This window comes from Pseudomonas sp. JAI115 (assembly GCF_014200835.1).
GTDB lineage: Bacteria > Pseudomonadota > Gammaproteobacteria > Pseudomonadales > Pseudomonadaceae > Aquipseudomonas > Aquipseudomonas putida_A.
Genome location: NZ_JACHCY010000003.1, coordinates 352439 through 379276, shown reverse-complemented (window position 1 = coordinate 379276; position 26838 = coordinate 352439). Strand labels below are relative to the sequence as shown.

Below are 26838 nucleotides of genomic sequence, written 5' to 3'. Positions count from 1 at the left end.
CCCTGGGAAAAATCATCGTTTTCTTGACCGAACCGCAAGCCACCTGCCATCTTCGCCTGCGCTGACCAACAAGAATAACGAGGGACCGATGAGTAGCCGTAAGAACCTGGAAATCGAGTACCTGCGAGGGGTTGCTGTGGCCATGACCTTCTTGTGCCATGTCACCATGATGCTGCCGTTCCATACCGATACGCTGCTGAGAATATTCTCGATTTTCATGCCCTGGACCGGTGTCGACCTGTTCTTCTGCATTTCCGGTTTCGTGGTCAGCAAGGCCTATCTGGACCATTTCGACCAACAGCGCGCCCAAGGTCAGTTCGGTCTGGCAACTACCTGTTTCTGGCTGCGCCGCGCCTATCGTCTGCTGCCCACAGCATGGCTCTGGATACTCATTCCGCTGTTGTTTTCCATTGTTTTCAACCAATCGAATGCCTTTGGTTCGTGGTACGACAATCTGCGCAGTTTCACCGCCGTCGTGACCTTCAGCGGCAACCTAGCGATGCATTACAACTCGCTGTTGGGCCCTAGCCCTCAATACTGGAGCCTGGCGCTCGAAGAGCAGTTTTACTTCGTATTTCCTTTTTTTCTGCTGTTTGTCACGGCCCCGCGTTGGCGGATCATTGCCCTGTTCGCACTGATTGCGTTGCAGTTCGGTATCGACAGAAACCCTTACGGCCAACCCGCGAGCATCCTCACGCACTTCCGTCTGGATGCAATGCTCTGGGGAATTCTCTTGTGCTTGTTCACCCGTACCCGCCTCTATCGGCAGATAGAACCGGTCGGTCTGGGTCAGGGGACGATCAAACCGCTGCTTTGCACGCTGTTCCTGCTCTACATGCTGGGTTCTGTCGCCATCCAGCTGATTGCCATGCCCATTGCTGTCGGCATCGTCGCGATGGTCGCGGTATTGATTGTCTGGCTGGCGAGTTATCAGAAAGGCTACATCTACTGCCCGGCGTTCATGCGCGGTCTCATGCAGTGGCTTGGCTCACGGTCGTATGGGCTCTACGTGATCCACGTGTTCACCAACCACCTGAGTACAGAGATCTGGACGCGTGTTGCCGCCAACCAAGGCGTGCCGCTGGATGGGCATTTCACCCTTGAGCTGTTATTGACGTCGGTGGGTCTGGCAGTGCTGCTGAGCGAACTCAACTACCGCTTTATCGAAACCCCTCTGCGTCTGCGCGGCGCCGAGATTGCCCGACGCAAACTGAACCAGGAAGCGTCTCCGCTCCCGGCCACTGTCGACGTCGAGCCCTTGCCGACCAAGTAACCCTCCTTGAACACACAGGCTAGAGAGCTGACATCCGAAGGACAACCTGAAAACATTGTGGGAAGGTTCTGCTTTTCCCACACAACTTTTAAATGCAGCTCCGGGGATCAGGTGTTGGTTAGCCACCACTGTTGCGGCACACGCCGGCCACGCTGTATCTGAGGGTGTTGAGTTGCCCTTGCGAGTCTTCGTAAGTCATGGCCGTCGGCACCACCGAGCAAGCCGGCTGCGGCTTCACCACGCTGACGATTTTCACCACGTCGAGCTTCATGCCGTATTCGTATTCCTTGACCACCGGTGCCGCTTTGCCCTGCTCGGCGGCGTATTGCTCCATGGCTTTGGCGTTGGCGCTGAAAGCACGTTCGAAAGTGCGATCGCCGCCGCCTTCAGCCAGTACATTTACCGACATCGCCATGACGCCGGCGAAGGTCATCCATTTGATCAACTGCATGTTTACTCCTCCGTAAAAAAACCCGGCATCGACACACGACAACGGGTTTGTTCCAGTACGCCGGGCTTACAAGTCTTTGGTGTTGGCGTCTTTCTTCTCGTTGACGACGACCGGGTCGCGGGCCTGTTCCTTGGCCACGAACAGCTCCACGGCGCGATCATTGGCGGTCATCATCCGGTCGAACGTGCGGTCACCACCGCCTTCGGCCATGGCCAGGGACGACAGCATCAGGGCGGTTGCGAAGGTGCTGAGCTGGACGAATTTCATGGTTGATTCCTCGTTTAAGTAACTGACGGGATCAAAGTAACAAGGCGCACCTTTCGTGACGGTGGCGGGGGAATTACATATCCGTTATCTGCCGGATCAGTGCACGGAACCCGTGTGGGAGCGGGCTTGCTCGCGAAAGCGGTGTGTCATCCAACATTGATGTCGACTGACACGGCCTCTTCGCGAGCAAGCCCGCTCCCACAAGGGATCACCTATTCAGACGGTACGGTGTCCTCATCCCGGCGATGGGCGATCTGGTACAGCGCGGGCAAGATCAGCAACGTGAGGATCGTCGAGGACAGAATCCCGCCGATCACCACCGTCGCCAGTGGCCGCTGCACTTCGGCACCGGTGCCGGTTGCCAGCGCCATCGGAATAAACCCCAGCGACGCCACCAGCGCGGTCATCAACACTGGCCGCAAACGCGTCAGCGCACCTTCGTGGATCGCATCGGATAGAGAACGCCCTTCCTCGCGCAAATTGCGAATAAACGCGATCATCACCAAACCGTTGAGCACCGCCACCCCGGACAACGCGATAAACCCCACGCCAGCGGAAATCGACAACGGAATATCCCTCAGCCACAGCGCCATCACCCCGCCGGTCAAGGCAAACGGAATCCCGGTAAACACCAGCAAGCCGTCCTTCAGATTGTTGAACATCATGAACAGCAAGCCGAACACCAGCAGCAACGCCACCGGCACCACGATCTGCAAGCGCTTGGCCGCCGATTGCAGTTGTTCGAACTGCCCGCCCCAACTGGTCCAGTAACCGGCCGGCACCTGCACCTCGCGCTCGATCAGCGCACCCGCCTCGCTGACGAACGAGCCGATATCCCGCCCGCGCACGTTGGCGCTGACGATCACCAGACGCTTGCCGTTTTCGCGGCTGACCTGGTTCGGCCCGAGCACCAGATCGAGGCTGGCGACGTCCTTCAGCGCGATAAACCCGATCTGATTCGCCGCACCGCTCAGCGCCGGCACCGGAATCAGCAACGCCGACAAGCCGTCGATGTCCTTGCGCATGGCATCGGACAAACGCACCACCATGTCGAAGCGCCGATCGCCTTCGTACAAGGTGCCGGCCTGACGCCCGCCCACTGCCACAGCGATGGTGTCCTGCACATCGCCAACGTTGAGGCCATAACGCGCCGCCTTGTCGCGGTCGATGTTGATGGTCAGCACCGGCAAACCGGTGGTCTGCTCGACTTTCACTTCAGAGGCGCCGTTGACCTTTTGCATCGCCGCCGAGATCTTCGCTGCCGTGGCGTTGAGCACGTCCATGTCATCGCCGAACACCTTCACCGCGACATCGCTGCGCACACCGGAGATCAGTTCGTTGAAGCGCAACTGGATCGGCTGCGACAGTTCATAGTTGCTGCCCGGCAACGTCGCGGCGGCTTGTTGCAACTCGGCCATCAGGGTTTCGCGGGACTTGTTCGGGTCTGGCCATTGATCCTTCGGTTTGAGCATCACGTAGCTGTCGGAGATGTTCGGCGGCATCGGGTCGGAAGCGATTTCCGCCGTACCGGTGCGGGCGAACACCCGTTCAACCTCCGGCACTTTGGCCAGGATCAGCGTCTCCAGCCGCTTCTGCATGTCCACCGATTGCGTCAGGCTGGTGCCCGGCACGCGCAGCGCTTGCAGGGCAAAATCCCCCTCACTGAGACTCGGCACAAACTCGCTGCCCATGCGGCTGGTGAGCACGCCGCTGAGCACGATCACACCTAGCGCCGCGCCCACGGCCACCGTGCGATGGGCCATGACCCAGGCCAGCGCCGGCGCATACACCCGACGTGCACCGCGCATCACCGCGCCCTCTTCTTCCTTGACCTTGCCGGTGACGAACAGCGCAATCGCTGCCGGCACGAAGGTCACCGACAGCAGCATCGCACCGAGCAGCGCGATGACCACGGTGAACGCCATCGGGTGGAACATTTTCCCCTCGACGCCGCTCAGGGCGAAGATCGGCAGGTACACCACCATGATGATCAACTGGCCGAAAATCAGCGGTCGTCGCGCCTCCTTCGCCGCGGCAAAGACCTCCTTGAAACGTTCGGCGCGGGTCAACAAACGGCCGTGATGCTGCTGCGCGTGAGCCAACCGGCGCAGGGTGTTTTCGACGATCACCACCGCACCGTCGACGATGATCCCGAAGTCCAGCGCGCCGAGGCTCATCAGGTTGGCGCTGACCTTGTTGCTGAACATCCCGGTGAAGGTGAACAGCATTGACAGCGGAATCACCATCGCCGTAATCAGCGCGGCGCGGATGTTGCCGAGGAACAGGAACAGAATCGCGATCACCAGAATCGCGCCTTCGATCAGGTTCTTTTTCACTGTGGCGATGGCTTTGTCGACCAGGTGCGTGCGGTCGTACACCGGCACCGCGATTACGCCTTGCGGCAGGGATTTGTTGATCTGTTCAAGCTTGCTCGCGACCGCTTGCGACACGGTGCGGCTGTTCTCGCCGATCAGCATGAACACGGTGCCGAGCACCACTTCTCGGCCATTTTCGGTGGCCGCACCACTGCGCAACTCACGGCCGATTTCCACCGTGGCGACGTTCTTCACCCGGATCGGCGTGCCGTCGACATTGGCCATGACGATGTTGGCGATGTCCTCGGTGCTCGCCACTTGCCCCGGCGCGCGGATCAGCAACTGCTCGCCGCTGCGCTCGATGTACCCGGCGCCGACGTTGGCGTTGTTGCGCTCCAGCGCAGTGATCAGATCGGTGAGCGTGAGTTTGTAAGCGGCGAGGCGTTTCGGATCGGGCGCGATCTGATATTCCTTGGCGAAACCACCAATGGTGTTGATCTCGGCGACGCCCGGCACGTTGCGCAATTGCGGCTTGATGATCCAGTCCTGAATCACCCGCAGATCGGTCGGCGTGTAGGCTGTGCCGTCGTCCTTCAACGCGCCCTCCTGCGCCTCGACCGTCCACAGAAAGATCTCGCCGAGGCCGGTGGAGATTGGCCCCATCACCGCTTCCGCGCCTTCAGGCAATTGCTCCCTGGCGATCTGCAGACGCTCGTTGACCAGTTGGCGAGCGAAGAACAGGTCGGTGCCGTCCTTGAAGATCACCGTGACCTGCGACAGGCCCGAGCGCGACAGCGAACGGGTCTGCTCCAGCGCCGGCAAACCGGCCATCGCGGTTTCAATCGGGAAAGTGATGCGCTGCTCGGTTTCCAGCGGCGAGAACCCGGCGGCGCCGGTGTTGATCTGCACCTGGACGTTGGTGATGTCGGGCACGGCGTCGATCGGCAGTTTCTGATAACTGGCGATGCCGAGCCCGGCCATGAGCAGAACGGCAAGCAGCACGATGATGCGCTGCTCGATGGCAAACTGGATCAGGCGTTCGAACATGGGGACCTTCCAGAATTAATGGCTGTGCTCGGCTGAGGCTTTGCCCAGCTCCGACTTGAGGACGAAGCTGCCGGCGCTGGCGACTTGCACCCCTGGTTCCAGGCCTTGGGTGACTTCGACGTGGCCGGCGGCACGGCTGCCCAGTTCCACCGCCTGCGCCTTGAAGCCGTCGTCGGTACGCACGAACACCGTGGGTTTGTCCTCGACGGTCTGGATCGCGGTTTCCGGCACGGCGACGTTGGCCTGGCGGCTCTCGGTGGCGACCAGTGCGGTGACAAACAGCCCCGGACGCCATGAACCCTGCGGGTTCTCCAGGGTCACGCGCACGGTCGCGGTGCGCGTTTGTTCGCCGAGCAGGCTGCCGACGTACGCCACGCTGCCGGTCACTTCGGCTTTCAGTTCTGGCGCGCTCACGGTGACCGGTCTGCCCACCTGCACCTGGGTCAGATCCTTGGGTGAAACGCCGAAGGTCACCCATACCCGGGACAAGTCCGAAAGGGTAAATGCGGCGGTGGTTTCATCGACCACCTCGCCCGGCGTCAGGTGCTTTTCCACCACCACGCCGTCGAACGGCGCACGCAGTTCGTAGCGATTGCCACCGGTGGCGACCACGCTGCCGCTGAGCACACTGATTTTCTGCCGGGCGTTGTTCATGGCGATTTCCGCCTCTTCCAGCGCCTGCTTCGCTTGGAGGAAATCCTGCTCGGCGGAGATCTTGTCCTGCCACAGTTTTTTCTCGCGCTCGTAGGTGGTGCGCGCCAACGCCAGGCGACGTTGCGCGGCCGCCTGTTCGCTGCGCTGATCGGAGATCTGCTGACTGGCGATCACCGCCAGCAACTGGCCCTTCTTCACGGTTTGCCCGAGGTTGACCGCCACCGACTCGACCACCCCCGGCACGCGCGGCACGACGTGTGCCGTGCGGTCCTCGTCGAAGCGCACTTCGCCGGGAAACGACAAGCCGAGACTGATGCTTTGCGCCCGGGCCTCGGCCAGTTGAATGCCTGCGGCGGCGATCTGCTCGGCGCTCAATTCGATGTGGCCTTCTTCGGCATGTTCGCCTTCGGCGGCAGCGCCCTCCTCGGCGTGATCGGCATGTTCGGAAGCCTCATCGGCATGCGCGTCGATATTTGAATTGGCCGGCCACAGCGAACCGAGGCCAATGCCTAGCGCCAGGGTCGCCACCGCGACCACCATCAGTTTTTTATCCATGGAAACTCCTCTGCGCCGTGCCATCGCGCAGTTGTCTGAAAAGTGAAATTCAAGGGCTGACGCTGAGGTCGCCGAAGATCCGTTCGAGGCGCACGCGGGCCTCGGTCGCCTCGCTGACGGCCTGGATGTATTGGCTGCGCGCGGCAATCAGGGTGCGTTGGGCATCGAGCACATCGAGGAAGCCGAACTTGCCCATTTCGAAACCGCGTGTGGCGCTGTCCACTGCGCTTTGTGCGGCAGGCAGGATGGTCTGGTTGAACGCGTTGACTTCGCCGTTGGCGGTCTGCCATTGCTCAAGGCTGGTCTGGACTTCGGTGCGCAAACGCAGCTCGGTGGCGTTGCGCAGATCCCGCGCCTGATCGCTGCGCCGTGCGGCGGCGAGCACGTTGCCCTGATTGCGGTTGAACAGCGGAATCGGCATCGACAGCCCAACCACGTTGACCCGTTCGCGCTCGGTTTCGCTGTACTGGCTGCCGATGCTCACGGTCAGGTCGGGAATGCGCTGCGACTTTTCCAGGCCCAACGAGGCTTCGCGCTGATCGATCTGCAGTTTCGCCAGACGCAGCTCGGCGGTCTGGTTCAGACGCTCGAGCAAACGGCCGGGCGGCGGCAGCGTGGCGAGGTTTTGCGTGGCGGCTTGCATGTTGGTCGAGGTCGGTAACGGCGCGCCCATGACTTGCGCCAGTTGCTGATAGGCGTTGGCCTGATCGCGCTCGGCGCGGCTCACCTCCAGGCGCACTTCCGAGAGCTGCACCTGTGCTCGCGTGCCCTCGATCGGCGACGATTTACCGGCCTCGATCCGCCCTTGGGCCACGCGCACACCGTGCTCGGCCAGTTGCAGCGACTGGCGCGCCAGCTGCAAGCGTTGCTGCGCGGTTTGCGCGCTGTTGAACGCTTGAATCACATCGGCGCGCAAGGCATTGCGCTTGCGCTCCAGCTCGATGCCGGCGGCGTCCTGCGCGCGGCTGGCGACATCGATGCGCGCGCCGCGTTTGCCGCCCAGTTCAATCGGCTGACTGAGTATCACCGTGGTGGTGCGCGAGTTGCGCCGGGTGTCTTCGGCCTCCCACGACACCTCGGGATTGGGGATCAGCCCGGCCTGTTGCCGATCGCCCTCGGCAATGCCGATTTCCCACTGCGCGGCGGCGAGGTCGGGGTTACCGGCTAAGGCACTTTGCAGCGCCTGATCCAGCGTCAGGGTCGATGCGCTGGCCAGGCTGCTGCTCGCCAGCAACAAGAGGCCGCTGGCGGTTTTGTTCAGGCGTGATCGCGCCGTCAGTTCGATTAAACCGGGCAATGGAGGACTTCCTTTAATTCAGGATTTTTCGATGCCGCCACGTTAGGGTTTTGAACTTATCGACAAGGTGACTGGAACATTACAAATCCGTTATCCACGGTTCAGCAAAGTTGTTTTGTTCTAGGATGCGAAGTGCAAAAGGCTTTGCCGTAATACATGGAAACAAATACTCGGTAGTTATCTGCCGAACAGCACTTGCCTGAATGAAATACATGTCTGCTGGCGCATTCAGGCTGCGACAGGCTGTCGCGGATGGCCGTTTTAAAGGCCTCCGAGATTGACCCTGTAGCCACTACAGCCTTTACCGTGTTCGTCATTCAGTTATTGAACAGCGTCCGGAAGACCTTACAAAAACAACAACTTCCCCGGCCACCTTAATTAAATATCCCTTAAATAAAAGTGGTGATAGATCATGCGAATCCTTGTCGTCGAGGACGAGCTTAAAGCTGCCGAATACTTGCATCAGGGTTTGACCGAAAGTGGTTATATCGTTGACCACGCCGCCACCGGTGCCGATGGATTGCATCTGGCGCAACAGCAGGCTTATGACCTGATTATTCTCGACGTGAACCTGCCGGAACTGGACGGCTGGGGTGTGCTGGAGCAACTGCGCCGCACCCACTCGACGCGGGTAATGATGCTCACCGCGCGCGGGCGGCTGGCGGACAAGATTCGCGGTCTGGACCTGGGCGCAGACGACTATCTGGTCAAGCCGTTCGAGTTTCCCGAACTGCTGGCGCGGGTGCGCACCCTGATGCGCCGCAGCGAAAACATACCGGTGCCGCAGGTGTTGAAAGTCGCTGATCTGGAACTGGATCCGGGCCGGCATCGGGCGTTTCGGGGGGCGCAGCGCATCGACCTGACCACCAAGGAATTCGCCCTGCTGCACTTGTTGATGCGCCAGTCCGGCGAGGTGCTGACCCGTACGCAGATCATTTCGCTGGTGTGGGACATGAATTTCGACTGCGACACCAACGTGGTCGAAGTGTCGATCCGGCGCTTGCGGGCGAAGATCGATGACCCGTTCGACAACAAGCTGATTCACACCCTGCGCGGTGTCGGCTACGTGCTGGAGGCCCGCGAATGAAGCCGGCCAGCCTGTCGATGCGCCTCGGTCTGACGGTGAGTATTCTCGGTGCGCTGTTGGTGGTGTTTCTGGCGATCCTTGCCTATTTCGCCCTGACCCATGAGCTGAATGCACTGTCCCGCGACAGCCTGCAAAAGAAGATGGCGCAGGTGGAGCACAGCCTGTCGCTGTATGTCGACGCCAACGAAGTCAGTGGCAGGCCGCACATTCTGCTCGATCAGGTCATGGGCCATGACAACCTGACGCTGACGATTTATGACCGTTCGAACCTGCGTACGCCGCTGCTCAAATCCGGCTCGGGACTCAAGGATCCACGCGCCGAATTGCGCGCAGTACGAAGCACTACCGAGCAGTTGGCCTATAGCGACAGCATCGATGACGAGGGTGCGAAGTTCCTTACCGCGTCGAAGCTGATTCGGCTCAAGGACGGCAGCAGCGTGCCGGTGCTGTTGTCGATGGACAACGCGCACGATCAGGCGCTGCTCAGCGCCTATCTGCGCTCGACGCTGATTGCCTTGCCGCTGTTGCTGGTGTTCATCGGCCTCACCGCGTGGGGCGCGGTGCAGCGTGGATTGGCGCCGCTGCGCGAGTTTCGCAAAGTGGCGGCGAGGGTCTCGACGCAGGATCTGGAGCATCGGCTGTCGGTGGTGAACATGCCGCAGGAGTTGAGCGAACTGGCGCAGGGCATCAACTTCATGCTGCATCGCCTCGATGCCGGGGTGCAGCAGTTGTCACAGTTCTCCGATGACCTGGCGCATGAGTTGCGCACGCCGATCAACAACCTGATGGGCAAGGCCCAGGTGACGCTGTCTCGCGAGCGCACGAGTGAGGAATACCAGGACGTGCTGGTGTCGTGTACCGAGGAGCTGGAACGCGTGGCGCGGATTGTCTCGGACATGCTGTTTCTCGCGCAGGTCAGTCATCCGTCGGCACTGGCGCCGTTTGAATCGGTGGCGCTGGAGGCGGAAGCGGCGAAGGTTGCGGAGATGTTTTCGCTGGCGGCGCAGGACAAGCAGATTCATTTGAATGTTGTTGGCAGCGCATCGGTGTTGGGCGATCGGCTGATGATCCAGCGGGCGATTTCCAATCTGCTGTCCAACGCGCTGCGTCATTGCCCGAATGGCAAAACCATCACCTTGCTGATCGAGCAAGGCGCAACGCAGGCTTCACTGCTGGTGAGCAATCCCGGCGCCGGCATCGAGGCGCAGCACCTGCCGCACCTGTTCGACCGCTTCTACCGCGTCGACAGCGCCCGCTCGCGCTCACAGGGCAGCACCGGGCTGGGACTGGCAATCGTGCGCTCGATCATGAGCCTGCATCAGGGCGTGGCGGAGGTGAAGAGCTTGCCCGGCGTCATGACCGTATTCCGCCTCGGTTTTCCCGCTGTAACCCCCATGGCCCCATCGCTGGCAAGCCAGCTCCCACAGTGAGTCGCGGTGAACCCGGACTTTGATGGCGTCACAAAATCTGTGGGAGCTGGCTTGCCAGCGATGGCGGCGGGTCAGTCACATCTTTGTTGTCTGACACTCCGCTATCGCGAACAGGCTCGCTCCTACAGTGAATCGCGGTGAACCCGGACTTTGCAGGCGTCACAAAACCTGTGGGAGCTTGCCTGCAGCGATGGCGGCAGGTCAGTCACATCCTTGTTGTTTGACACACCGCTATCGCTGGCAAGCCAGCTCCCACAAGAGTTTGTGGTGTGCACGGATTGTGTGAGCAACACAGAACCCTGTGGGAGCTTGCCTGCAAGCGATTACGGTAGATCGGGCAACAAAAAAAACGGCACCTTCCGGTGCCGTTCGCCTTTCACATTTCAGCTATTACTTACGCGCATCCGCCCACGATTTCAGCAGTTCGTTGTAGCTCACGGTCTCGCCCTTCGGCTTCTCGTTGGCCAGTTTCGGTTTCGGTGCGCCTGGCTGGTCGAACCAGTACTGTGCGTCGCGTTCCGGGTTCATTTTCGGGGCGCATACTGCTTGCGCCTTGGAGCGTTCGAGGCGCGACATGATCGCGTCCTGATCCTTGGCCAGGCCGTCCAGCGCCTGTTGCGGAGTCTTCTCGCCGCTGGCCGCTTCGGCGATGTGGCTCCACCACAATTGCGCCAAGCGCGGATAGTCCGGCACGTTGGTGCCGGTCGGGGTCCATTGCACGCGGGCCGGGCTGCGGTAGAACTCGACCAGGCCACCGAGTTTCGGCGCCAGATCAGTCATCGCCTGCGAGTTGATGTCCGACTCGCGGATCGGCGTCAGGCCGACAATGGTTTTCTTCAGCGACACGGTTTTCGAGGTGACGAATTGCGCGTACAGCCACGCCGCCAGCTTCTGCTTCTCAGGCGTGGATTTCATGAACGTCCACGAACCCACGTCCTGATAGCCGAGCTTCATGCCCTCTTCCCAATACGGCCCGCGCGGCGACGGTGCCATGCGCCATTTCGGCGTGCCGTCGGCGTTGACCACCGGCAGGCCCGGTTTGGTCATGTCGGCGGTGAACGCGGTGTACCAGAAAATCTGCTGAGCGATGTTGCCTTGGGACGGCACCGGGCCGGACTCGGAGAAGGTCATGCCCGCCGCTTCCGGTGGCGCGTAGGCCTTGAGCCAGTCGACGTATTTCTGCGTGGCGAACACCGCCGCCGGGCCGTTGGTGTCGCCGCCGCGGGTCACACTGGAACCAACCGGATGGCAGTCCTCGACGCGAATCCCCCACTCGTCCACCGGCAAGCCGTTGGGCAGGCCCTTGTCGCCGCCACCGGCCATGGAGAACCAGGCATCGGTGAAGCGCCAGCCGAGCGACGGGTCTTTCTTGCCGTAGTCCATGTGGCCGTAGACGCGTTTGCCGTCGATTTCCTTGACGTCTTCGCTGAAGAATTTGGCGATGTCTTCATAGGCCGACCAGTTCACCGGCACGCCCAATTCGTAGCCGTACTTTTCCTTGAATTTGGCTTTCAAGTCCGCGCGTTCGAACCAGTCGGCGCGGAACCAGTACAGGTTGGCGAACTGCTGGTCGGGCAGTTGATAGATCTTGCCATCCGGCGCGGTGGTGAACGAGATGCCGATGAAGTCCTTGATGTCGAGGGTCGGCGAGGTGAAGTTCTTGCCTTCGTTGGCCATCAGGTCAGTGATCGATTCGGTTTTGCCGTAGCGAAAGTGCGTGCCGATCAAGTCCGAGTCGTTGACCCAGCCGTCGTAGATATTCTTGTCCGACTGCATCACCGTCTGCATTTTTTCCACCACGTCGCCTTCTTGCAGCAGGTCGTGGGTGAGCTTGATCCCGGTGATTTCGGTGAAGGCCTTGGCCAGCACCTTGGACTCGTATTCGTGGGTGGTCAAGGTCTCGGAAACCACTTTGATTTCCATGCCGCGAAACGGCTCGGCGGCCTTGATGAACCACTTCAATTCTTCGAGCTGCTGATCGGCCGTCAGGGTCGACGGCTTGAACTCGCTGCCGATCCATTTTTTCGCAGCGTCTTCATAGGCATCGGCCCAGGCAGATGCGCTCAAACCGCTGAGTGCCAGCAAGGCTGCCAATGAAATGCTATGTCGCAGCTTATTGTTTTTGTCGAACATAGAGACCTCCAGTTTGAGTTACGGAGCACGATTGCCGAGCGACTCGACTAGCCCCAGCGCATCACAACCAACAGCCACACCAGAGACAGCGCGGACGCTACCCAGATGCTCCAGTCGGTGACGCCGATTACCAGCAGATGCAGGTAGGCGCTGCCGAGAAGACCGATGAACAAGCGATCGCCACGGGTGGTGGCAATCGGCAGAAAACCGCGTCGCAGGATGCTCGGCGAGCGCAATTCCCAGGTGGTCATGCCCACCAGCAACAGGCCGATGGCGATAAAGAACCCCGCCGTGGGGGTGGTCCAGCTCATCCATTCCATCATGCGTTCCTCAGACCCGACCCAGGGCAAAGCCCTTGGCCACGTGGTTGCGAACAAACCAGATCACCAGCATGCCCGGCAGGATGGTCAGCACCCCCGCCGCCGCCAGCACGCCCCAGTCGATGCCCGAGGCCGACACCGTGCGTGTCATCACCGCGGCAATAGGTTTGGCGTTGACCGAGGTCAGCGTGCGCGCCAGCAGCAGTTCGACCCAGGAAAACATGAAGCAGAAGAACGCCGTGACGCCGATGCCCGAGCCGATCAGCGGGATGAAAATCTTCACGAAGAACTTGGGGAAACTGTAGCCGTCGATGTAAGCGGTTTCGTCGATTTCCTTGGGCACGCCAGACATGAAGCCCTCCAGAATCCACACCGCCAGCGGCACGTTGAACAGGCAATGCGCCAAGGCCACAGCGATGTGCGTATCGAACAGGCCAATCGACGAATACAACTGAAAGAACGGCAACAGAAACACCGCCGGTGGCGCCATGCGGTTGGTCAGCAGCCAGAAGAACAGGTGCTTGTCGCCAAGGAAGCGATAGCGCGAAAACGCATAGGCCGCCGGCAACGCCACACTCAGCGAGATCACCGTGTTCAGGCTGACGTAATACAGCGAATTGAGATAACCGGTGTACCAGCTCGGGTCGGTGAAAATCACCTTGTAGTTGTGCCAGGTGAAATCCTGGGGGAACAGGGTCAACCCGCCGAGAATTTCGGTGTTGCTCTTGAACGACATGTTCAGCAACCAGTAGATCGGCACCAGCAGGAACAGGATGTACACCAGCAACGGAATAAGCTTTCTTTTGCTCATGGCCGGGCCCTCAGCGGTTGGCGTCGGAATGGGTCATGGCGGTGTAGAACAGCCACGAAACCAGCAGGATGATCAGGAAGTACACCAGCGAAAACGCCGCTGCCGGCCCCAGATCGAATTGGCCGACCGCCATCTGCGTCAGCGTCTGACTGAGGAACGTCGTGGCATTGCCCGGCCCGCCGCCGGTGAGCACGAACGGCTCGGTGTAAATCATGAAACTGTCCATGAAGCGCAGCATCACCGCGATCAGTAGTACGCTTTTCAGCTTGGGCAACTGGATGTGCCTGAACACTGCCCACGCCGAGGCGCGGTCGATCCGCGCCGCCTGGTAATACACGTCGGGAATCGCCCGCAGCCCGGAAAAACACAGCAGCGCCACCAGCGAAGTCCAGTGCCAGACGTCCATCACCAGCACCGTGACCCAGGCGTCCATGGTGTTGGCCGCGTAGTTGTAGCTGATGCCCAGCGCATTCAGGCCCGAACCGAGCAGTCCAATGTCGGCACGACCGAAGATCTGCCAGATGGTGCCGACCACATTCCACGGGATCAGCAGCGGAATCGCCAGGATGATCAGCACCACTGACGACCAGCGGCCCTTGGTCGGCATGGTCAGGGCGACGGCGATACCCAACGGGATTTCGATCAGCAGCACGCAGGCCGAGTAGATGAACTGGCGTAGCAGCGAGTCATGCAGACGCGGATCGAGCAGCACCTGTTTGTACCAGTCGGCGCCGACGAAGTAGCGGCTGGACTGGTCGAAAATGTCCTGCACCGAATAGTTGACCACGGTCATCATCGGGATCACCGCACTGAACGCCACCAGCAGAAATACCGGCAACACCAGCCACCAGGCCTTGTTGTTCTGCACCTTGTTCATGGCTGCACCTCTTCATCGGCTTCAAGCAGAAACTCATCGGCATAGACCATCAGCCACTGTGCCGGAAAACTGATGTACGCCGTGCCCTGCGGCACCGGTTTGTCTTCGGCCAGACGCACCTTCAGCGGCGCGCCGTCGAGGTCGAGGGTGAGGATCTTGTAGGTGCCGAGGTCTTCGACGTGAACCACCTGCGCCTGCATCGCCTCGTCAAACGGCTCGTCCCAGACATGGATGAACTCCGGGCGGATGCCGACCTTCAGATTTTTCCACTGACCGTGTTCGATATGCCGCTGCAAGGCGTCGGACAACGGCAGGTGGGTCGAGGCGAAACCGACCCCGCCAGGCTGCGGCTGCACTTCGATCAGGTTCATGCCGGGGCTGCCGATGAAGTAGCCGACAAAGGTGTGGCTCGGCCGCTCGAACAATTCCCGTGGCGTGCCGAACTGCACGATCTGTCCGCCGTACATCACGGCGATCTTGTCGGCGAAGGTCGAGGCTTCGAGCTGATCGTGGGTGACGTAGACCATGGTGATGTTGAACTGCTCGTGGATCTGCTTGAGCTTGCGTCGCAGTTTCCATTTCAGGTGCGGGTCGATCACCGTCAGCGGCTCGTCGAAGAGAATCGCCGAGACATCGTCGCGCACCAGACCACGGCCCATGGAGACTTTCTGTTTTTCGTCGGCGGTGAGGTTGCGCGCCTTCTTGCTCAGCAGGTTTTGCAGGTCGAGGACTTCGGCGATTTCCTGCACCTTGCTGTGCACTTTCGCCTCGGCCATGCCCTGATTGCGCAGGGGGAAGGCCAGGTTGTCGAACACGGTCATGGTGTCGTAGACCACCGGGAACTGGAACACCTGAGCGATGTTGCGCTTCTCCGGGGTCAGATCGTTGACCGCTTTGCCATCGAACAGCACGTGCCCTTGCGAGGGGCTGAGCAGACCGGAAATGATGTTGAGCAAGGTCGATTTGCCGCAACCCGAAGGGCCGAGCAAGGCATACGCGCCGCCCTGCTCCCAAATGTGGTCCATCTCGCGGATCGCGTAATCGTCAGGCCCGCTCGGGGTTTTGCTGTAGCTGTGGGCGAGGTGCTGCAAACGGATTTCGGCCATCAGGCAACCCTCGCGACACGTTGGCCCGGTGCCTGCACCAGACGGCCCTGCGCATCGAACACGAACAGTTTGTGAGTCGGGATGTAGATGCGGATCGGCGCATCGACGTCGTATTCGTGAACCCCCGGCAGGTGCAGCACCAGCAGGAAATGCTCGTTGCGCACGTGCAGGAAGGTTTCCGAACCGCTGATCTCGGCCACTTCGACGGTCACCGCCAACTCCAGATCGTCATCGTTGCTCGGCACCAGCGAGATATGGCTGGGGCGCACGCCAAAGCGAAACTCGCCCTCACCCACCGGGCGCAGATCGACGTTCAGCGGGAAGTGCACGAAGTTGGCGAAGCTGACTTCGTTGCCGGCGATGCGCCCGGGCATCAGGTTGATCGGCGGCTCGGAAAACAGCTCCGCCGCCAGCACGGTTTGCGGCTGGTGGTAGACCGAGGTCGACGGGCCGCTCTGGATCACCCGACCCTCGTGCAGAATCGTCGTGGTGCCGCCCAGCGCCAACGCTTCGTTGGGTTCGGTGGTGGCGTAGATCGCAATGGTGTGGCGCAGCTTGAACAGCTCGCGCATTTCCTGGCGCAGTTCTTCGCGCAGCTTGTAATCGAGGTTGACCAGCGGCTCGTCGAACAGGATCAACTCGGCGTCCTTGACCAGCGCCCGGGCCATCGCCGTGCGCTGCTGCTGACCGCCGGACAGCTCCAGCGGATAGCGCTGCAGGAACTTCTCGATGCGCAGCATCTTCGCCGTTTCCAGCACTTTGCTATGAATGATTTCGTTGGAAACACCGGCCTGACGCAGCGGCGAGGCGATGTTCTCGAACACGGTCATGGTCGGGTAATTGATGAACTGCTGATAAACCATCGACACGTTGCGCAGGCGCACCGGGCGCTGGGTGACGTCGACGCCGTTCATCAGGATCCGGCCACTGTCGGGCTTGTCCAGGCCTGCCATCAGGCGCATCAGGCTGGTCTTGCCGGACAGCGTGCGGCCGAGCAGAACGTTGAAGGATCCGGGTTCGAATTTCAGGCAGGCATCGTCGATCCAGGTCTGGCCCTCGACGGTGCGGCTGACGTGCTCCAGGGTGAGTGACATGGCTCGGCCTTTTTATTATTGGAGTCAAGCGACCTGTGCAGCAGAGCGACATTCGTGCCAGAAATGGCAAGTGGTTGATTTGTCGCGAAAAGGGCTGAAAACGCGGGGATCGGGCGTTCATTGCTGAACACATTTGAACAGTTGGGCGATTGACAATGAACAATAGTGAACAACACTCTATGAACGCTTTTTGCCCAAATTCTGTGAACGATGAAAATCCAATGTGGGAGCGGGCTTGCTCGCGAAGGCGGTGTGTCAGTCGATGTAAATGTGTCTGATATACCGCTTTCGCGAGCAAGCCCGCTCCCACAGTTTTGATGTGTGTTGGTTTTGAAAGCAGTGCCATAACAACAATAAAATGCCCTTCAGAGGCCCACCACCATGGCCGCACCTGCCCCGCCGCTGTCCCACGACGCTATTGTCCAGACCTCCTGGCAACGTTGCCGCGCCTTCGGCCTTGACCACCAGAGCGCCCCGGCCTTCGATCAATTGCCCGCCGCCGGGATCGCGCAGCTGCTCGACCGTCACCACGCGCTGGTGCAGACCACCCATCAGGAAGTGCTGCCGTACTACGAGAACATCCTCAGCAACTCCAATTGCCTGATCATGCTCGCCGACCATCAGGGTCAGGTGCTGACCTCGTGGGGCACTCAGCGCTTTATCGAGCCGAACCTGGCCCGAGGGTTTAGCGCCGGGGCGAGCTGGATGGAACGCTGCAGTGGCACCAATGCGATCGGCACCGCGCTGGCCTGCGAACAGGCGGTGCACATCGAGCACGATGAACACTTTCTGAAAGCCAACCGTTTCATGACCGGTTCCGCCGCGCCGATTTTCGATGCCGAGCGCAAGGTTATCGCCGTGCTCGACGTGTCCAGCGACAGTTACCTGCCGCCCTCGCACACGCTGGGCATGGTCAAGATGATGAGCCAGACCGTGGAGAACCGGCTGATCCTCAACCTGTTCCACGGCCAGCACTTTCAACTGACGTTCAACACCGGGTTGAACAACCTCGACAGTCAGTGGGCTGGTTTGTTGATTTTCGACGAGAGCGGTCAAGTGCTGTCGGCCAATCGTCGCGCCGACAATCTGCTCGGCGTGCGCCTGTCGCGGGTCAGTGTCGAGAGCCTGTTCAACGTGTCGCTGCTGGAGTTGATCAATCAGCCGGATGGATTGCCGTTCGCCCTGCAGACCTCCGGGCGCAACCGTTTTCAGTGTTTGCTGAAGCGCCCGCAACAGGCAGCGGTTCAGCCTCGGGTATTTGCTGAACCGAAGAGCGCCGAAAAGTCGCTCAAACCCGCGGGCGCCATCAGCCTCAGCACCCTGCACTTCGGTGACAGCCGGGTGGAAAAAGCCGTGCGTCAGGCCGAACGCCTGCTGGAGAAAGACATTCCGCTGCTGATCCACGGCGAAACCGGAGTCGGCAAGGAAGTCTTCGTCAAAGCCCTGCACCAGGCCAGTTCGAGAAGCAAACAGGCATTTATCGCCGTCAACTGCGCGGCGATCCCCGCCGAACTGGTGGAATCAGAACTGTTCGGCTATGAAAAAGGCGCGTTCACCGGCGCCAACCAGAAAGGCAGCATCGGCCTGATCCGCAAAGCCGACAAAGGCACCCTCTTCCTCGACGAAATCGGTGACATGCCGTTGCCGACTCAGGCCCGGCTGCTGCGGGTGTTGCAGGAGCGCTGCGTGCAACCGGTGGGCAGCAGTGAGCTGTTCCCGGTGGATCTGCGGATCATCTCGGCGACCAACCGCTCTTTGCGCGAACAAGTGCAACTGGGGCGGTTTCGTGAGGACCTGTATTACCGCATCGGCGGTCTGACCCTGGAGTTGCCACCGCTCAGAGAGCGCAGTGATAAAGAGGCGCTGTTCAAACGCCTGTGGGAGCAGCATCGTGAACCGACGCAATGGGCCGGACTCAGCCGCGAAGTGCTGGAGCTGTTCGAGCGGCACCCGTGGCCGGGCAATTTACGTCAGGTCAGCAGCGTGATGCAGGTGGCACTGGCAATGGCCGAGGAGCAGCCAGTGCGGCCGGAGCATTTGCCGGATGACTTTTTTGTCGATCTGGAGATGGAGCCGGTGGAGAGCGTGCAGCCGCTGGGGCTGGATCTGAATGATGTGGAAGCGTTGAACCGGGAGTTGAAAGCAGCCGGGGGGAATATTTCGCATCTGGCACGCAGGCTTGGGGTCAGCCGCAATACGCTCTACAAGCGCTTGCGTCAGGCGGAGAGCTGACTGCTGCGCAGTCAATCGCGAGCAGGCTCGCTCCCACAGGGGATGTGTGTCGCGCAAAGATCCACTGTGGGAGCGAGCCTGCTCGCGAAGGCATCAGCCCTGGCACTGCAGTAATTAAGCCATGCGCAGAAACAAAAACCCGCACAAGGCGGGTTTTGTTTTAATGCGGATCAGGCAATCAGTCAGCCAGACGCCAGGTCGTACCACCCTTGCCGTCTTCCAGCACCACGCCCATGGCGGTGAGCTGGTCGCGGATGCGGTCGGATTCGGCCCAGTCCTTGCCGGCACGTGCCGCCAGACGCGCAGCAATCAGCGCGTCGACTTCAGCCGCATCGACACGCCCTTCGGCGCCCGCTTGCAGGAAATCATCGGCTTCCAGCTGCAACACGCCCAGCACGCTCGCCAGTTCTTTCAGACGTGCCGCCAGACCGGCCGCCGCGTCGAGATCGCTCTCGCGCAGACGGTTGATCTCACGCACCATCTCGAACAGCACTGCGCAGGCTTCCGGCGTGCCGAAGTCGTCGTTCATCACCGTGGTGAAACGCTCGACGAAGGCTTCGCCGCCGGCCGGAGCAACGCTCGGCAGGCCTTTCAACGCGTGGTAGAAACGCTCGAGTGCGCCCTTGGCGTCCTTGAGGTTGTCTTCCGAGTAGTTGATCGCGCTGCGGTAGTGGCTCGACACCAGCAGGTAACGCACGACTTCCGGATGGTACTTGTCGAGCACGTCGCGAATGGTGAAGAAGTTGTTCAAGGACTTGGACATCTTCTCGCCATTGATACGGATCATGCCGCAATGCATCCACGCGTTGGCGTAGGTCTTGCCGGTGGCCGCTTCGCTCTGGGCGATTTCGTTTTCGTGGTGCGGGAACTCGAGGTCGCTGCCGCCGCCATGAATGTCGAAGGTCTCACCGAGGCAGCAGGTGGACATCACCGAGCACTCGATGTGCCAGCCCGGACGCCCGGCGCCCCACGGCGATTCCCAGCTCGGCTCGCCCGGTTTGGCGGCTTTCCACAGGACGAAGTCCAGCGGATCTTCTTTCGACTCGTCGACTTCGATGCGTGCACCGATGCGCAGGTCTTCGATCTTCTTGCGCGACAGCTTGCCGTAACCCATGAACTTGGCGACGCGGTAGTACACGTCGCCATTGCCCGGGGCGTAGGCGAAGCCCTTGTCGATCAGGGTCTGGATCATCGCGTGCATGCCCGGAATGTGATCCGTGGCGCGCGGCTCCATGTCCGGCTTCTTGATATTCAGGCGTGCTTCGTCTTCGTGCATCGCGGCGATCATGCGCTCGGTCAGCGCTTCGAACGACTCACCGTTCTCGCGGGCACGATTGATGATCTTGTCGTCGATGTCGGTGATGTTGCGCACGTAGGTCAGGTCGTAACCGCTGAAGCGCAACCAGCGGGTCACCAGGTCGAACGCGACCATGCTGCGGCCGTGGCCGAGGTGGCAGTAGTCGTACACGGTCATCCCGCACACGTACATGCGCACCTTGTTGCCATCCAGCGGTTTGAAGACTTCTTTGCTCTTGGTGAGCGTGTTGTAGATCGTCAGCACTTTATATTTCCTTGACGCTAAATCACTGGCCCCACGAATCACGCAGGGTCACGGTACGGTTGAATACCGGCTGACCTGGTTTCGAGTCCTTGATGTCGGCAACGAAGTAGCCTTCGCGTTCGAACTGGAAACGGTCTTCCGGCTGTGCGTTGCCAAGCGATGGCTCAGCACGACAACCGGTCAGCACTTGCAGTGAGTCAGGGTTGATGTTGTCGAGGAAACTCGCGCTGTCTTCGGCCTTCTCCGGGTTCGGAGAACGGAACAGGCGATCGTACAGACGCACTTCGCATTCGATGCTGGCAGCCGCCGGCACCCAGTGGATCACGCCTTTGACCTTGCGGCCTTCAGGGTTCTTGCCGAGGGTGTCCGGATCGTACGAGCAACGCAGCTCGACGATGTTGCCGTCGGCGTCCTTGATCGCTTCGTCGGCACGGATCACGTAGCTGCCACGCAGACGCACTTCGCCGTTCGGCTCCAGGCGCTTGTAGCCCTTTGGCGGTTCTTCCATGAAGTCATCGCGGTCGATGTAGATTTCACGGGCGAACGGCAGCTTGCGCACACCGAGTTCTTCTTTCTGCGGATGACGCGGCAATTCGAGGTTTTCGACCTGACCTTCCGGGTAGTTGGTGATCACGACTTTCAGCGGGCGCAGCACGCACATGGCGCGCGGCGCGTTCGCGTCCAGGTCCTGACGGATGCTGAACTCGAGCATGCCGTAGTCGACCACGCCGTCGGAACGGTTGGTGCCGACCATCTCGCAGAAATTACGGATCGACGCCGGCGTGTAGCCACGGCGACGGAAGCCCGACAGCGTCGACATGCGCGGGTCGTCCCAGCCATTGACGTGTTTCTCATCGACCAGTTGCTTGAGCTTGCGCTTGCTGGTGATGGTGTAGTTCAGGTTCAGGCGGCTGAATTCGTACTGGCGCGGGTTGGCCGGCACCGGCAGGTTTTCCAGGAACCACTCGTACAGCGGACGATGGCTTTCGAATTCCAGGGTGCAGATCGAGTGGGTGATGCCTTCGATGGCGTCCGACTGACCGTGGGTGAAGTCATAGTTCGGGTAGATGCACCACTTGTCACCGGTCTGATGGTGATGGGCGTGGCGGATGCGGTACATGATCGGGTCGCGCAGGTTCATGTTCGGCGAGGCCATGTCGATCTTCGCACGCAGCACGCGGGCGCCGTCCGGGAACTCACCGGCACGCATGCGCGCGAACCAGTCGAGGTTCTCTTCCACCGAACGGTCGCGGAACGGGCTGTTCTTGCCCGGCTCGGTCAGGCTGCCACGGTATTCCTTGGCCTGCTCAGGGGTCAGGTCGTCGACGTAAGCCTTGCCGGCCTTGATCAGCTCCACCGCCCAGTCGTGCAACTGGTCGAAATACTGCGAGGCGTAGCGCACTTCGCCGGACCACTCGAAGCCCAGCCATTTGACGTCGGATTCGATCGCGTCAATGTATTCCTGGTCTTCCTTGGCCGGGTTGGTGTCGTCGAAACGCAGGTGCGTGACGCCGCCGAACTCCTGGGCCAGGCCGAAGTTCACGCAGATCGACTTGGCGTGGCCGATGTGCAGGTAGCCGTTGGGCTCAGGCGGAAAACGGGTGACGATCTGGGTGTGCTTGCCCGAGTCCAGGTCTGCCTGGATGATCGGCCGCAGGAAATTGACCGGCACGGCAGGGCCGGACTTGGCATTCGAGGTAGGGTCGACAGTGGGCTTGCTCATAGGATCCTTGACTTACATGTGCGCGGCCGCAAAGGGGGCCAGACAAAACAAAGCCGCTATCATAGCCGATGCTGTCAAGGGGCTGACAGAGCACGGCCTATAAAGGAGCGCATTTAATCGCCGGGATTTGAAAAACAGCCTCGAAATTCGCGCCTGTCACGCTAAACTGCGCTCCTTGGCCGAAGCAGGCTGAACCGGTTGTGGGGCTGAATGTCCCAGAACCACGAATTCCTTATAAAGAGTAGCGATCATGACTCAAGTCAAACTGACCACCAACTACGGCGACATCGTCATCGAACTGGACGCGGAAAAAGCGCCAATCACCGCTGCCAACTTCATCGAATACGTCAAGAAAGGTCACTACGAGAACGTAGTGTTCCACCGCGTGATCAAGGGCTTCATGATCCAGGGCGGCGGTTTCGAGCCTGGCATGCAGGAAAAGAAAGACAAGAGCCCAAGCATTCAGAACGAAGCTGACAACGGTCTGAAGAACGAGAAGTACACCGTTGCCATGGCCCGCACCATGGATCCACATTCGGCCTCGGCGCAGTTCTTCATCAACGCCACCAACAACAGCTTCCTCAACCACACCGCCAAGACCGCTCAGGGCTGGGGTTATGCCGTGTTCGGTAAAGTGGTTGCCGGTACCGACGTGGTCGACAAGATCGAAGGCGTTGCCACCACTTCCAAGGCCGGTCACCAGGACGTGCCGAAAGACGACGTGATCATCGAGAAAGCCGAGATCATCGAAGCGTGATATTGCTGATTTCAGACTTGCATCTGGAAGAGGAGCGCCCGGACATTACCCGGGCGTTTCTGGATTTGCTCGCCGGACGCGCCCGCTCGGCGAGTGCGTTGTACATCTTGGGCGACTTTTTCGAGGCGTGGATTGGCGACGATGCCATGACGCCCTTCCAGCGTTCCATCTGCCAAGCCCTGCGCCAGTTGAGCGACAGCGGCACGGCGATCTTTCTGATACACGGCAATCGCGACTTCCTGCTCGGCAAGGCCTTCTGCAAAGCAGCCGGCTGCACGCTGTTGAAGGACCCGAGTGTCGTGCAGTTCTATGGCGAGCCGGTGCTGCTGATGCACGGCGACAGCCTGTGCACCCGCGATGTCGGCTACATGAAGTTGCGGCGCTACCTGCGCAACCCGATCACCTTGTTCATCCTGCGCCACCTGCCGCTGAGCACCCGCCACAAACTGGCGCGCAAGCTGCGCAGCGAAAGCCGCGCGCAGACGCGGATGAAGGCCAATGACATTGTTGATGTCACGCCTGAGGAAATTCCGCGGATCATGCAGCAATACGCGGTGAAAACCCTGATTCACGGCCACACCCATCGTCCGGCGATCCACAAGCTGCAACTCGGCGAGCAAGCGGCGAAGCGGATTGTGCTGGGGGACTGGGATCGTCAGGGTTGGGCGTTACAGGTGGATGAGAACGGGTATGCCCTGGCACCGTTCGACTTTGCTCCGCCGCCAGCCCTGCCGGCCCCCACCATCTAAAGACCAAACAAAAAACCAATGTGGGAGCGAGCCTGCTCGCGAAAGCGGTGTATCAGACACCTCAGTGCTGAATGACACACTGCATTCGCGAGCAGGCTCGCTCCCACATTGAATCGCGTTGCAGATCAGTGACCGCTAGCGGCCGGCCCGGCCTTCGCAGCAAACGGCGGCTTCGCCAGCCACACAATCAGAATCAGCCCCATAAAGCCCCAGCCCAACAACGTGAAGTAATCCACGGTGGAGAGCATGTACGCCTGGCTGGTGAGGATCTGATCCATCTGCGCATAAGCCGATTGGCTCGCGCCGCCTAAATGGTTCAAGGTCTCGCGAGTCGCCGGTTCGAAGGTACTGATACTTTCGCTCATGTACGCATGATGCTGATCGGCGCGGCGGATCCAGATCCACGTGGTCAACGATGCCGCAAAGCTGCCGCCCAAGGTGCGCAGGAAGGTCGCCAGGCCTGCGCCGTCGGCGATCTGGCTTGGCGGCAGGTCGGACATCAGGATGCTCAGGGTCGGCATGAAGAACAGCGCCACGCCGATACCCATGAACAGCTGCACCAGAGCGATGTGCTGGAAGTCCACCTCGTTGGTGAACTCGGCGCGCATGAAGCAGCTCAGGCCAATCGCGAGGAACGCCAGACCGGCCAGCAGGCGCAGGTCGAATTTGTTCGCGTACTTGCCGACAAACGGCGACAGCAGCACCGGCAGAATGCCGATCGGCGCCACCGCCAGACCGGCCCAGGTCGCGGTGTAACCCATCTGGGTTTGCAGCCACTGCGGCAGGATCAGGTTGATGCCGAAGAAACCGGCGTATCCAAGGACCAGCACCAGCGTACCGATGCGGAAGTTGCGGTAGGCGAACAGGCGCAGATTCACCACCGGATGCTGGTCGGTCATTTCCCAGATGACGAACACTGCCAGGGCGATCACCGAAATCGCCGCACCGATGATGATGAAGTTCGACTCGAACCAGTCCAGGTCATTGCCCTTGTCGAGGATCACCTGCAACGCGCCGACGCCGATGATCAACGTGATCAGGCCGACGTAGTCCATCGGCTGGCGGCTGGTCTCCACCGGACGCTTGGCCAGTTGCGAGCGCACCACCATCACCGCAAAGATGCCGATCGGTACGTTGATAAAGAAGATCCACGGCCAGCTGTAGCTGTCGGTAATCCAGCCACCAAGAATGGGACCTGCAATCGGAGCGACCACCGTGACCATCGCCAGCAACGCCAGGGCCATGCCGCGCCTCGCGGGGGGATAGACCGCAATCAACAGCGTCTGCGTCATCGGGTACAGCGGCCCGGCCACCATGCCTTGCAGCACGCGGAAACCGATCAGTTCCGGCATCGAGGTGGAGATACCGCAGAGGAACGAGGCCAGCACGAACAGAATGGTGGCCCAGAGAAACAGTTTCACCTCGCCGAAACGGCGGCTGAGCCAACCGGTCAGCGGCAGCGCAATCGCGTTGCTCACGGCGAACGAGGTGATCACCCAGGTGCCCTGCTCCGAACTCACCCCAAGGTTGCCGGAAATCGTCGGCAGCGCCACGTTGGCGATGGTGGTGTCGAGCACTTGCATGAACGTCGCCAGCGACAGGCCGATGGTGCTGAGCAACAGGCTGGGCGGCGTGAAAGAGGCGTTATTGCTCATTGTGAATCCTATGAAACCAGGTTGACGCCTTGTCTGTTACAGACACAGCAGCCCTTGTGGGAAAAAATCAATGTTGCAAGGAAACACTGTGGCGAGGGGATTTATCCCCGATAGGCCGCGAAGCGGCCCCTCCTTTGATTCAGAAAAGCCGGGCCTGCTGCGCAGTCCATCGGGGATAAATCCCCTCACCACAGTAAATCTCATCACCTTGAGAACCTGTTCCCACAGGGGAAAGATTCAGCGTTGCGCGGTCTTGCTCACCGCAGCGCTGTTGTCGTGGATCAGCTGCGCAATCATCGCGTCGGCTTCGGCCAGTTGGCGGTCGTAGACGTTGGTGCTGAACGAGGCCTTTTGCGGCGGTTGCTGAGCCAGCACCGGGCCGCTCTGGTCGTGCAGATTCACTTCAACGTTGGTCGACAGACCGACCCGCAGCGGGTGCTGGGCCAGCTCTTCGGCGTTGATGTGAATCCGCACCGGCACACGTTGCACGATCTTGATCCAGTTACCGGTGGCGTTCTGCGCCGGCAACAGGGCGAACGCGCTGCCGGTACCGGCGCCGAGGCTGTCGACGGTGCCGCTGTATTTCACGTCGCTGCCGTAGATGTCGGACTCGATGTCCACCGGTTGGCCGATGCGCATGTCACGCAATTGGGTTTCCTTGAAGTTGGCATCGATCCACAGTTGATCCAGCGGAATCACCGCCATCAGCGCGGTGCCCGGCTGTACGCGCTGACCGAGCTGCACGGTGCGCTTGGCGACGTAACCGGTGACTGGCGCGATCAGCGTGCTGCGGGCGTTGGTCAGGTACGCCTGACGCAGATCGGCAGCGGCCGACATCACGTCCGGGTGCGACGAAACCACGGTGTCATCGACCAGCGCGCTGGTGGTTTTCAGTTGTTGCCTGGCGTTGGCCAGGGCGTTTTGCGCCGAGGTCAGGTCGTCGCGGGCGTGGGACAGTTCTTCCTGGGAAATCGCGCCGCCAGCAGCGAGGTTTTTCCGGCGGTTGTAGTTGTCCTGAGCCTTCTGCACTTCAGCCTGTTGCGCGTTGACCTGGGCTTTCATGCCGTCGACGTTGCTGTACAGCCCGCGCACCTGACGCACGGTACGCGCCAGTTTCGCCTGGGCACTTTGCAGGCCGACTTCAGCGTCGTTCGGGTCGAAGTTGATCAGCACCTGACCTTCGTGAACCAGATCGCCGTCGTCGGCGCCGATGCTGACCACGGTGCCGGTCACCAGCGGGGTGATCTCAACGACGTTGCCGTTGACGTAGGCGTCGTCGGTGCTTTCGTTGAAGCGCCCGATGAATTCGTGATACGCCCAGACGCCGGCCCCGGCGAGCAGGACCACGACGGCCAGCACCAGCAGCATGAATTTGCGCTTGCGCGGATTGCCGGTGTCGGGGGTGTTGGCTTGGGTTTGGGTGTTTTCGGCAGTGGCCATGACA

21 protein-coding genes are annotated in these 26838 nt (G+C 60.6%); 6 read left to right on the top strand and 15 right to left on the bottom strand.

Translation table 11 applies throughout. The features are described from left to right. Window positions 1–88: 88 nt before the first annotated feature. A complete protein-coding gene (locus HDC30_RS09655; protein WP_183782650.1) occupies window positions 89–1273 on the top strand; it encodes an acyltransferase in 1185 nt (394 codons plus the stop codon). A gap of 118 nt (window positions 1274–1391) precedes the next feature. Here HDC30_RS09655 and HDC30_RS09650 read toward each other — a convergent pair whose 3' ends face one another. From HDC30_RS09650 to HDC30_RS09630, 5 genes are all read right to left on the bottom strand, one after another. Then, window positions 1392–1724, bottom strand: coding sequence for a DUF2790 domain-containing protein (locus tag HDC30_RS09650; protein ID WP_183782648.1), 333 nt, complete (start codon window positions 1722–1724; stop codon window positions 1392–1394). Window positions 1725–1790: 66 nt separating this feature from the next. Continuing rightward, on the bottom strand, window positions 1791–1991 hold the full coding sequence (locus HDC30_RS09645) for a co-regulatory protein PtrA N-terminal domain-containing protein (RefSeq protein WP_183782646.1): 201 nt from the start codon (window positions 1989–1991) through the stop codon (window positions 1791–1793). A 212-nt stretch (window positions 1992–2203) separates the two neighbouring features. After that, window positions 2204–5353 carry a CusA/CzcA family heavy metal efflux RND transporter gene (locus HDC30_RS09640; RefSeq protein ID WP_183782644.1) on the bottom strand — a complete coding sequence of 1050 codons (3150 nt, stop codon included), beginning with the start codon at window positions 5351–5353 and terminating at the stop codon, window positions 2204–2206. A 15-nt stretch (window positions 5354–5368) separates the two neighbouring features. Next, complete coding sequence (locus HDC30_RS09635; protein WP_183782642.1) at window positions 5369–6562, bottom strand: efflux RND transporter periplasmic adaptor subunit; 1194 nt, start codon at window positions 6560–6562, stop codon at window positions 5369–5371. A gap of 49 nt (window positions 6563–6611) precedes the next feature. After that, window positions 6612–7859 (bottom strand): TolC family protein, encoded by a 1248-nt coding sequence (locus tag HDC30_RS09630; protein WP_183782640.1) that lies wholly within the window; start codon window positions 7857–7859, stop codon window positions 6612–6614. A 412-nt stretch (window positions 7860–8271) separates the two neighbouring features. On the opposite strand from HDC30_RS09630, the gene HDC30_RS09625 reads away from it, so the two are divergent. Together HDC30_RS09625 and HDC30_RS09620 are read left to right on the top strand one after the other, a co-directional pair. After that, the gene (locus HDC30_RS09625) at window positions 8272–8946 is read left to right on the top strand and encodes a heavy metal response regulator transcription factor (protein WP_027614650.1); all 675 of its coding nucleotides are present in this window, start codon (window positions 8272–8274) and stop codon (window positions 8944–8946) included. After that, on the top strand, window positions 8943–10376 hold the full coding sequence (locus HDC30_RS09620) for a heavy metal sensor histidine kinase (RefSeq protein WP_183782638.1): 1434 nt from the start codon (window positions 8943–8945) through the stop codon (window positions 10374–10376). Before HDC30_RS09625 ends, HDC30_RS09620 begins: the two co-directional genes overlap by 4 nt. 390 nt (window positions 10377–10766) lie before the next feature. Here HDC30_RS09620 and HDC30_RS09615 read toward each other — a convergent pair whose 3' ends face one another. From HDC30_RS09615 to HDC30_RS09590, 6 genes are read right to left on the bottom strand one after another with little or no spacing between them, the layout of a single operon-like run. Further along, on the bottom strand, window positions 10767–12509 hold the full coding sequence (locus HDC30_RS09615; RefSeq protein WP_027614648.1) for an ABC transporter substrate-binding protein: 1743 nt from the start codon (window positions 12507–12509) through the stop codon (window positions 10767–10769). A gap of 47 nt (window positions 12510–12556) precedes the next feature. Beyond that, entirely contained in the window at window positions 12557–12829 is a 273-nt protein-coding gene (locus HDC30_RS09610) for a DUF2160 domain-containing protein (protein ID WP_027614647.1), read from the bottom strand. A 10-nt stretch (window positions 12830–12839) separates the two neighbouring features. Continuing rightward, the gene (locus HDC30_RS09605) at window positions 12840–13640 is read right to left on the bottom strand and encodes a carbohydrate ABC transporter permease (RefSeq protein WP_027614646.1); all 801 of its coding nucleotides are present in this window, start codon (window positions 13638–13640) and stop codon (window positions 12840–12842) included. 10 nt (window positions 13641–13650) lie between these two features. Then, complete coding sequence (locus HDC30_RS09600; protein WP_027614645.1) at window positions 13651–14517, bottom strand: carbohydrate ABC transporter permease; 867 nt, start codon at window positions 14515–14517, stop codon at window positions 13651–13653. Further along, window positions 14514–15623, bottom strand: a complete 1110-nt coding sequence (locus HDC30_RS09595; RefSeq protein ID WP_183782636.1) for an ABC transporter ATP-binding protein — start codon at window positions 15621–15623, stop codon at window positions 14514–14516. The genes HDC30_RS09600 and HDC30_RS09595 overlap by 4 nt, the downstream gene beginning before the upstream one ends. Then, on the bottom strand, window positions 15623–16717 hold the full coding sequence (locus tag HDC30_RS09590; protein WP_096795654.1) for an ABC transporter ATP-binding protein: 1095 nt from the start codon (window positions 16715–16717) through the stop codon (window positions 15623–15625). Before HDC30_RS09590 ends, HDC30_RS09595 begins: the two co-directional genes overlap by 1 nt. A gap of 381 nt (window positions 16718–17098) precedes the next feature. Between HDC30_RS09590 and HDC30_RS09585 the strand changes: the two genes are divergently transcribed. Then, entirely contained in the window at window positions 17099–18949 is a 1851-nt protein-coding gene (locus HDC30_RS09585; protein ID WP_183782634.1) for a sigma-54-dependent Fis family transcriptional regulator, read from the top strand. Between the two features lie 178 nt (window positions 18950–19127). On the opposite strand, the gene cysS is transcribed toward HDC30_RS09585, so the two are convergent. Next, window positions 19128–20510 (bottom strand): cysteine--tRNA ligase, encoded by a 1383-nt coding sequence (cysS, locus tag HDC30_RS09580; protein ID WP_047291685.1) that lies wholly within the window; start codon window positions 20508–20510, stop codon window positions 19128–19130. Between the two features lie 22 nt (window positions 20511–20532). Then, the gene (locus tag HDC30_RS09575) at window positions 20533–22233 is read right to left on the bottom strand and encodes a glutamine--tRNA ligase/YqeY domain fusion protein (protein ID WP_183782632.1); all 1701 of its coding nucleotides are present in this window, start codon (window positions 22231–22233) and stop codon (window positions 20533–20535) included. Window positions 22234–22483: 250 nt separating this feature from the next. Here HDC30_RS09575 and HDC30_RS09570 point away from each other — a divergent pair, with 250 nt between their 5' ends. Together HDC30_RS09570 and lpxH are read left to right on the top strand one after the other, a co-directional pair. Next, complete coding sequence (locus tag HDC30_RS09570) at window positions 22484–22990, top strand: peptidylprolyl isomerase (protein WP_027614639.1); 507 nt, start codon at window positions 22484–22486, stop codon at window positions 22988–22990. After that, window positions 22987–23739 (top strand): UDP-2,3-diacylglucosamine diphosphatase, encoded by a 753-nt coding sequence (lpxH, locus tag HDC30_RS09565; protein WP_183782630.1) that lies wholly within the window; start codon window positions 22987–22989, stop codon window positions 23737–23739. Before HDC30_RS09570 ends, lpxH begins: the two co-directional genes overlap by 4 nt. A gap of 125 nt (window positions 23740–23864) precedes the next feature. Here lpxH and HDC30_RS09560 read toward each other — a convergent pair whose 3' ends face one another. Both HDC30_RS09560 and HDC30_RS09555 read right to left on the bottom strand, forming a co-directional pair. Then, complete coding sequence (locus HDC30_RS09560) at window positions 23865–25394, bottom strand: DHA2 family efflux MFS transporter permease subunit (RefSeq protein WP_183782628.1); 1530 nt, start codon at window positions 25392–25394, stop codon at window positions 23865–23867. 237 nt (window positions 25395–25631) lie between these two features. Then, window positions 25632–26834 carry an efflux RND transporter periplasmic adaptor subunit gene (locus tag HDC30_RS09555; RefSeq protein ID WP_183782626.1) on the bottom strand — a complete coding sequence of 401 codons (1203 nt, stop codon included), beginning with the start codon at window positions 26832–26834 and terminating at the stop codon, window positions 25632–25634. Window positions 26835–26838: the final 4 nt, after the last annotated feature.